The sequence below is a fragment of the Nitrospinota bacterium genome, assembly GCA_009873635.1.
Classification (GTDB): domain Bacteria; phylum Nitrospinota; class Nitrospinia; order Nitrospinales; family VA-1; genus LS-NOB.
The window spans coordinates 25887-33370 of record WAHY01000022.1; the positions used below are offsets into that span (position 1 = coordinate 25887).

The 7484-nt window shown below is 43.2% G+C and carries 9 protein-coding genes and 2 pseudogenes; 5 read left to right on the forward strand and 6 right to left on the reverse strand.

The window, feature by feature from the left end; translation table 11 throughout:
* Nucleotides 1-445: GAF domain-containing protein (locus F3741_10870; GenBank protein ID MZG31283.1), on the reverse strand; the 445-nt coding region annotated here is incomplete at its 3' end.
* An 857-nt stretch (nt 446-1302) separates the two neighbouring features.
* Here F3741_10870 and flgB point away from each other — a divergent pair.
* The 3 genes and pseudogenes from flgB (at nt 1303) to F3741_10885 (ending at nt 2668) form a co-directional block, all read left to right on the forward strand.
* On the forward strand, nt 1303-1731 hold the full coding sequence (gene flgB / locus F3741_10875) for a flagellar basal body rod protein FlgB (GenBank protein MZG31284.1): 429 nt from the start codon (nt 1303-1305) through the stop codon (nt 1729-1731).
* 61 nt (nt 1732-1792) lie between these two features.
* A complete protein-coding gene (fliE, locus tag F3741_10880) occupies nt 1793-2113 on the forward strand; it encodes a flagellar hook-basal body complex protein FliE (protein MZG31285.1) in 321 nt (106 codons plus the stop codon).
* A gap of 234 nt (nt 2114-2347) precedes the next feature.
* Nucleotides 2348-2668: pseudogene (locus F3741_10885) on the forward strand (hypothetical protein).
* Here the strand turns inward: F3741_10885 and F3741_10890 are convergent.
* Nucleotides 2665-2988 carry a Rieske 2Fe-2S domain-containing protein gene (locus tag F3741_10890; GenBank protein ID MZG31286.1) on the reverse strand — a complete coding sequence of 108 codons (324 nt, stop codon included), beginning with the start codon at nt 2986-2988 and terminating at the stop codon, nt 2665-2667. The pseudogene F3741_10885 and the gene F3741_10890 sit on opposite strands and share 4 nt — an antisense overlap.
* On the reverse strand, nt 2988-3929 hold the full coding sequence (locus F3741_10895; GenBank protein ID MZG31287.1) for a sulfurtransferase: 942 nt from the start codon (nt 3927-3929) through the stop codon (nt 2988-2990). Before F3741_10895 ends, F3741_10890 begins: the two co-directional genes overlap by 1 nt.
* Before the next feature lie 817 nt (nt 3930-4746).
* On the opposite strand from F3741_10895, the pseudogene F3741_10900 reads away from it, so the two are divergent.
* Nucleotides 4747-4899, forward strand: a pseudogene (locus tag F3741_10900) (cytochrome c1).
* A 224-nt stretch (nt 4900-5123) separates the two neighbouring features.
* Nucleotides 5124-5450, forward strand: a complete 327-nt coding sequence (locus tag F3741_10905; GenBank protein MZG31288.1) for a LapA family protein — start codon at nt 5124-5126, stop codon at nt 5448-5450.
* Here F3741_10905 and F3741_10910 read toward each other — a convergent pair whose 3' ends face one another.
* From F3741_10910 to F3741_10920, 3 genes are all read right to left on the reverse strand, one after another.
* Nucleotides 5451-5573 carry a CBS domain-containing protein gene (locus F3741_10910; GenBank protein ID MZG31289.1) on the reverse strand — a complete coding sequence of 41 codons (123 nt, stop codon included), beginning with the start codon at nt 5571-5573 and terminating at the stop codon, nt 5451-5453.
* 226 nt (nt 5574-5799) lie between these two features.
* Nucleotides 5800-6837 (reverse strand): agmatine deiminase family protein, encoded by a 1038-nt coding sequence (locus tag F3741_10915; protein MZG31290.1) that lies wholly within the window; start codon nt 6835-6837, stop codon nt 5800-5802.
* A partial coding sequence (locus tag F3741_10920; protein MZG31291.1) for an acyltransferase occupies nt 6830-7484 on the reverse strand: 655 nt, incomplete at its 5' end. The genes F3741_10915 and F3741_10920, both read right to left, overlap by 8 nt.

A 7484-nucleotide genomic window follows, 5' to 3' on the forward strand; every position in this document is an offset into this window, starting at 1 on the left:
AGTCGACAACTTCCTTTTTTTGCTGGTTGTTTAGAAACTCACCGACCTTTCCCCAATCCAGGCTAATGGTACCAATGGGCTGAAACTGATGGGTGATAGGAAATACGGCGGTTGATTTGATGCCTGCTAGTTTTTCAAAAGGATTCTGTATCTTGGCGAACTTCTCGGGTTCGTCCCACGAGAAAACCACTTCATTTTTCAAAAATGCCTGTGAAATGATTGAGTCTTCCGGGGAAACAAATTTTGAGATATGTTGCTCATTTGTCTTGTTCTGGTCAGTGACGTATTGGCAAATCAGCATCCCTTCATAGAGATCTTCGAGATAGATCCGTACCGTTTTGCAGTTATAAAGCTTTTTCAGGCGGGTGGCGATGTGATGAAGAATATCCGGCAAACTTTCCTTGCCATAGCGGGATATTAGTACTTCAGAAGTGCTCGGTTTCATAAAATATATATAATTGAGTAATAAAAATACATAGTAAAATAATAATTATAGAATAAATATAGGTATTTATGAACCTATCTTTTGAAAAACAGGGTATGAGATGTTTTGCGTTCAGAAGAGTTAGGCAGTTTAATTTTTTGATTAGTAAATAAAAATAAATCGCTTAAACTACAAAAGTTAATTAAATCAATAATTTATCGTATGACCGAAAAACAACAGACTTATAACGATTGGGTAAATGATGAAAGTTTAGAGGAATACTCACTACGTTATGTGCCTGAAAAGTATCGGAAATGGTCTGAGTTCGACATTGCCAATACTGCTTTAGGGGGTATCTCATTTCTTGCCTTAGAGGCGATTGGAGCAACTCTTACTATAGCATATGGGTTTACAAATTCCTTGTTATGCAATTCTCTTTGCATCAGAAATTAATTTTTATAGCGGGAATCCCCATATCCTATGCATGTGCAAAGCACAATATCGATATTGATTTGCTAACCCGGAGTTGTAGTTTTGGCTATGTCGGCTCCACCTTCAATTGGATGATTTCTGGGGCCAGCTGGAAGTCGAATAAACTAAACATACCGCTCAAAAGATCATCCGACTCATGGAGTTGATAAAGCTGGGTATCTACTGGCTCCTTTAATTTGGGGCAGGAAAATATGTCAAAGAACCGGCAAAAAACGCCGGTTTTCAGTCGCTTATCGGGATCTTGATGGAGGGAAGGGTGGAGGCCGGTTTATAGTCCCACACCCAAACAGTTTTAAAAATAAGGGTTTATAGCCTTGCTGAGAAAAAAATAGTGTTTCTGGCCGCTTGGCATACGTTTTGCTCTATAAACGGCAAGGAGATTTGATATGCCACTGATTGACAAAATACTGTTTTCAGACGCTGTTCCCACGCTCATGAAAAAGAGCCTGAACATGATGTCGACGCGCCAGAACCTGATTTCTTCAAATATCAGTAATGTGGACACTCCGGGGTTCAAGGCCAGCGACATTGATTTTCAGGCGCAATTGCGTGAAGCTTTGGGATCTAAAGGGGCGCTGAACCTCAGATCAACCAATGAAAAGCACTTTGGGCCAAACCCATCCAGCATCGGAGATTTGACTCCAGATCCGTTTGAAGAGGACAGGGCGGCAAAATCCAATGGAAATAATGTCGATATCGATAACGAAATGGCCAAAATGGCAGAAAACCAGATTATTTACAACGCAACGGTTCAATTGATGATGAAACGGGGATCAACCGTCCGCTCTGCGATCACTGAATCGGCGGCCCAATAATGAAACTTTTTGATGATTTTTTGTTATAATAAATAAGATATTTTTTGATGATATTTAGTATATGAAAGACATTACTGTATCCAGCCATTTAAAAGGTTTGCAAGGCCCGGGTCCATCGCAAGGACTGAGCACACCGAAGGGAGACTCATCGAATGTCGATGGTCCATCTTTTGCCGATACTCTCGCGCAGTCGCTGGATAAGGTTAATACCATGCAGAAGGAAGCCGATAACGCCATTCAGGATTTTGTTGCCGGGGACACCCGTAATATTCACGAAACCATGATTGCTGTGGGCAAAGCCGACCTCGCGTTCCGACTGACCATGCAGGTGCGCAACAAAATAGTGGAAGCTTATCAGGAAGTGATGCGTACCCAGGTTTAACCAAATTTAAATTTAATTAAAATCAAAGCCTCCGGATGGATCCGGGGGCTTTTTCTATTTCCAGCATCCATGTGAGAAACGATAGTAATGATGCCATGATTTTTTCCTGAATTTTTAATTCCTAAAGGAGTACAATAATATTATTTGATAGCTATGATGAAGGGGGTAGGTATTATGAAGAAGCATCTAGGTATATTGGTTATATTGGTTTCCCTGACAGGGGGTTCTGCGTGGGCTCAGTCCGGCGGTCATGCCAGTGTGGGACTTGGGCATGGTGAAGAAGGGTATCTTCACTTGGAAGAAATGGTGAAGCACCTGGAGTTCAGCTTGAAAATGCAGGATGCCAGTGAAGATTTAAAGGCCCATGGTCCTGTTTCATTGCAGCACGCCAGGGAAGCGTTAAAACATTACAACGAAGCATTGAAGCATGGTTCTGAAGCTTTGGGCCGTCCTGCTGGAATGCCTATGGCTGAAGGTTCCGGAGGTGGAGGTTATGGTGGTGGTCACAGTCATGAAGAAGGGTCTTCCCACAGTCATGATGAAGGTTCCCATTAGGTTGTTTTGATTTCGGGGCCAACGAGGATTTTACCGTTCTCTGCTTTTACCTGGTAGACTCGTGTGTTCCATTCTTTTCCCCGGTCACATTTCCCTGTTTTGAGATCAAACCGGTATCCGTGGTTGGGGCACTTTATGCCAACGCCGCTTAAAGTACCCCGGACCAGCGGAGCTGTTTTTTTGTGTGGACATCGATCGTATATGGCGAACAGTTCTCCTTCCAGGTTGAATATAGTGATGAGTTCACCGTTCACCTCAACACGCTTTCGTTCTCCCGGGGGAATATCATTGGCATCCGCGACTTCGGCAAATTCGACCATCATGAACCCGCCTCCACAGGAAAAGATGACTGGCTCCAGTCCCACCATGAGCCATCATAATTCCTGACTTTATATCCCATATAACGGAAAACAAAATAGGCCATCGCCGACCGGACCCCTCCAGTACAATAAACAATGATTTCCTGATCTGGTTTAATGTCGTTTTTTTTCAATAATATATTGAGGTCTTTCAATTCTTTGAGGCTACCGTCGTTTTGAAAAAAATCGGGCCAGTGGATGTGGATCGCGTTTGGGATGTGTCCCCCTCTTGGTGATCCATAAGGGGTGTCCCCGTCAAACTCGCGCCGCGTCCTGTTATCAATAATCGAAAACCCAGAGCTTAAAAAACTATTATTAATCATATATTTATCTGCGATAACTTTATTATTTAATTGAATATTTTTTGAGGTGAAGCCAGTGGCGGGTTTTGGATTTTGGCGTCCTCTTTGAACTTTTTTGCCAGCATTTTTCCAGCTCGTTAATCCTCCGTTCAAAATAGCTACCTTGTTAAAACCATAATGCTCAAACATCCAGAAAAACCTGCCATCTGTTCTCCAGGGGTCTTTAGGGTCGCCATAGACAATAATAGTTTTTTCAGGGGAAAACCCGAGAGGACTTAGTTTTTTAGAGATAAAATCTTTATCGTTTCTGAGTAACCCTTTTATCCCATTTTGCGTGCTTGTGAACTCCTGCCAGTCGGAAAGGTTTATGGCCCCGGGAACATGACTGAGAAGAAACTTCCATGAAGGGCGAGTGTCGACAATGACTCTCTGGTCCATGGGAATGGCACTCACCATTTCCGGGCTCATCAGGAGTTCCGCATCGTTTGCAAAGCTTTGATGGATATGCCATCCAGGTAAAAACAGGCTGAGAATGAGCAGTATATTTACCCTGATTTTTCTTGACAAAATACGGACTCCGCTTGTACTATCAGTCTTCATTTTTCTCTCCGTGTAGAAAAAAATCGGAGCATTTTTCTGAGGATGACTCTGAAAAAGACTTGAGGGTTGGTATTTCTGTCCTCATCTACCTCTTGATTATATATGATTTAGATGTTGAGTGGCGGGTTTAGTTTGTTTGAATGTTGTCCTGAAGACGATTTGGGATAAGAAAATTATATTTTTTAAAGGTTGAACTATGACAACGGATGATCAAGGCAAAGAAAAGACTCCCGAAGAACGATTAGAAGAAATAAAGCGTGAGGAAAAAGAAGACGCGAGCGGATATTATGCTCAGGGAGCCTCAAAAGATAACGTGAACGAAGAAGCCGAATTCAATAAACCTGTACCCCCTGTCCAGGAGGAACAGGAAGAGATGAATATGTTAAAGGCTGTTGCATTTTTGGGCTTTGGCATGGCGGCTTTGGCGATTATATTCATTCTGTTTTTTGTCCGTGATCTCGATACCCGGGTGATGGGTATGGACGGTGCTGTAACCAGCCTTGAAGAAAAAATAGCTCCTCTGCAAAAACATGTAGATGATGGTTTTAATAAAGTTAATAAAGATATTTCCGGGCTGAAAGATAAGGTTGGTAACTATGAGCGTATGATGGCTGTGATGGAGCTGAAACGAGCATTGGTTACTGTCCAGGAAATGTCTATGGGAAACTCACCTGATGTCAAAGCTAAATCCAATGAAGTCGTAGCAGGTATAGAAGCTTTGTTGACTGAGTTGGGAGCAGGCCCAAGCGCCACTCAGGGTATGCCTGCAGGAATCATCAGTTTAGAAGAAGCACCCGCAGCCGCAGCAGCAGGTGAAGCACCGGCAGAAGAAGCTCCAGCCCACGCTGAAGAACCTGCCGCTCATGCTGAAGAGCTCGCGGCTGAAGAACCCGCTGTAGAAGAGCCCGCGGCTGAAGAACCCGCTGCAGAAGAGCCCGCGGCTGAAGAACCTGCTGCAGAAGAACCCGCTACAGAAGAGTCCGAGCATGCTGAAGAAGCGGAAAGCTCTGAAGGTGGGGAAGAAGAAGGTGGTGATGAAGAAGAGGACGACGAAGACGAATAATAGTGTAGTCTTCCCTTACACCCTTTAAGGCAACCTGAGTATCGCCTTTGGTCATGAGCGACCCAAAGGGTGGCGAGTTGCAACAATGTAGAACCATCGAATTATTATAGATCCCCTTTAGTTTTCAATTCATGCCAGCCATAAAATTCATAATATCGATCCTATTGCTGATCGTCATTGCTTCGTTCGCTGTGAAGAACATGGGATCGGTGGAACTTAACTATTACGATTTACAACTCGAACTCCATGCTATTGAATTGCCGCTAATGATAGTGCTTGTTTTTCCCTTAATATTGGGATTTTTGATCGCATGGTTGATGGGCATTTTTGACCGGTTTAAATTAAAATCCACAATTCGCAAACAAAAACGGTCTATTTCCTCTTTAGAGGAAGAACTTGATAGACTTAAAAACACTCCTCAAATTCCAGAGCAGGCAGAGTCTTCCACCGACTCCTGATTATCTAAACCGCGGGTTAGCGAAAAAAGCCACAAGGTCTCTAACCGAAATTATCCCTACAATTTTGTCGTCTTCTGTGACAGGAAGGTGTCGAAAATTGTTTTTTGCCAATATGTTTTTCAGTCAATAGTTTAGCCGTATCAAAAATGGTGGTATCTGGCTCAACGCTGATTATGGAAGTGGTCATATAATCAGCAATTTCTGTTCGGGTTTTTGTGTTTTTGGCGAATTTATGGGGGGTATGTTTTGTCACCATGATCAACCTCCAAAGGGTTGCGGTTAGTAATGGGGTTACTTTCCTTAAATCAATGGTTGCTTATTATTTAGATGCCGCGTGATTTAGCTGGATTTATTTTATTGGGCGTGGTTGTTGCTGAGTGAGGCAATGAACTCCCCCCAGGCCCCAAATAAGTGTTTTACATTGAATGGGGATGACTTCTCGGTCAGGGAAAAAAGGGATTAAAAGGTCCAGAGCTTTTTGATCATTAGGGTGATCGTAAATAGGTACCAGTACTGCGTGGTTGGCTATGTAGAAATTGGCATAGCTGGCTGGTAAACGCTCTGTTTTTGAACCAACGTAACCCGGCATTGGCAGGGGAATAACCTTGAATGGGTTTCCGTCCTGATCTTTCGCTTCTTGCAAGCGTTCAAAATTGTTTTTTAAAACAAGATAGTTTCTGTCTCTTTCATTTTCCTCAAAAGAGCATACTATAGTGGTTGGGTTCACAAACCGGGCCAGATTATCAATGTGTCCATCTGTATCGTCTCCTTCAAGGTCACCTTGCAGCCAGATTGTTTTTGAGACCCCTAGATAATTTTTGAAATATTCTTCCATAAGTTCCCGGCGGATACCTCCATTGCGATTAGGGTTGAGAACGCAGGAGTCTGTGGTCAGGCATGAACCGCGACCGTTTACATCTATCGCTCCACCTTCTAAAACTATTCCTGGTTTAAAACCTGGTATGTGTAATTGCTCTGCAATAATACTGCACGCCAGGTCATCGAGCTCCCACTTATATTTTCTTCCCCATGAGTCAAAATCCCAATCGTTGATTGCCATATCGTTTTCACGAACCAGGAAATTGGGACCGTAGTCACGGATCCATGAATCATTGGTGGGTATGTCATACAGGAAAACCTGGTCCATGTTGATGCCGCTGGATACCAGTTTTTCATGAATATCAGCTTCGGACGATTTGTCTAGTGCCAGAACGTGGACCTGTTCTCCCTTTGCGAGAACTTTTATGATTTGCAGGTAGTCTGATTCGACTTGGTTCATATCCTGACCGGGCCAGGTTTCTGAATTATGCGGCCAGGTTAGCCAGGTCCCAGAATGAGGCTCCCACTCTGCTGGCATACGGTAGTCTTTGGGAATTTCATTATTCATTGTCAAGATACAATCTGGATAGATCTTGATAGGAATCTACTCTTCTGTCCCTTAAGAAAGGCCAGTTTTGTCGGGTTGATTCGATTTCTGAGAGAGAACATCGTGCTATCACAATTTGTGATTCATCTTTTGCCTGTCCTATTACTGTTCCAAAGGGATTGCATATGAAAGAGCGTCCCCAGAAAGTTAACGCGTTTTCCCGGCCAACCCGATTAACAGAACCTAAAAATACACCGTTAGCAATTGCGTGGGATTTTTGGATGGTTTTCCATGCGCAAATCTGTTGTTCTGAAACTTTGATATCTTCATCTTGGTATCCGATAGCGGTAGGATAGAACAAAAACTGTGCTCCCGATAATGCTGTCAGCCTTGCTGCTTCAGGAAACCACTGATCCCAACATATCAGTACTCCAACCCTGCCATAGCGGGTAGGAAAACTTTTATATCCAGTATCACCTGGGGTGAAATAGAATTTTTCAAAAAAGCAGGGGTCATCAGGTATATGCATTTTCCGATAAGTACCTGCGATGCTTCCATCGGCGTCAATGATGATCGCGGTATTATGATAAATGCCTGGTGTCCGCTTTTCAAAAATAGGGGCTATCAGTACTATTTGTAACTCTTTGGCCAACTTGCAAAAAGTTTCA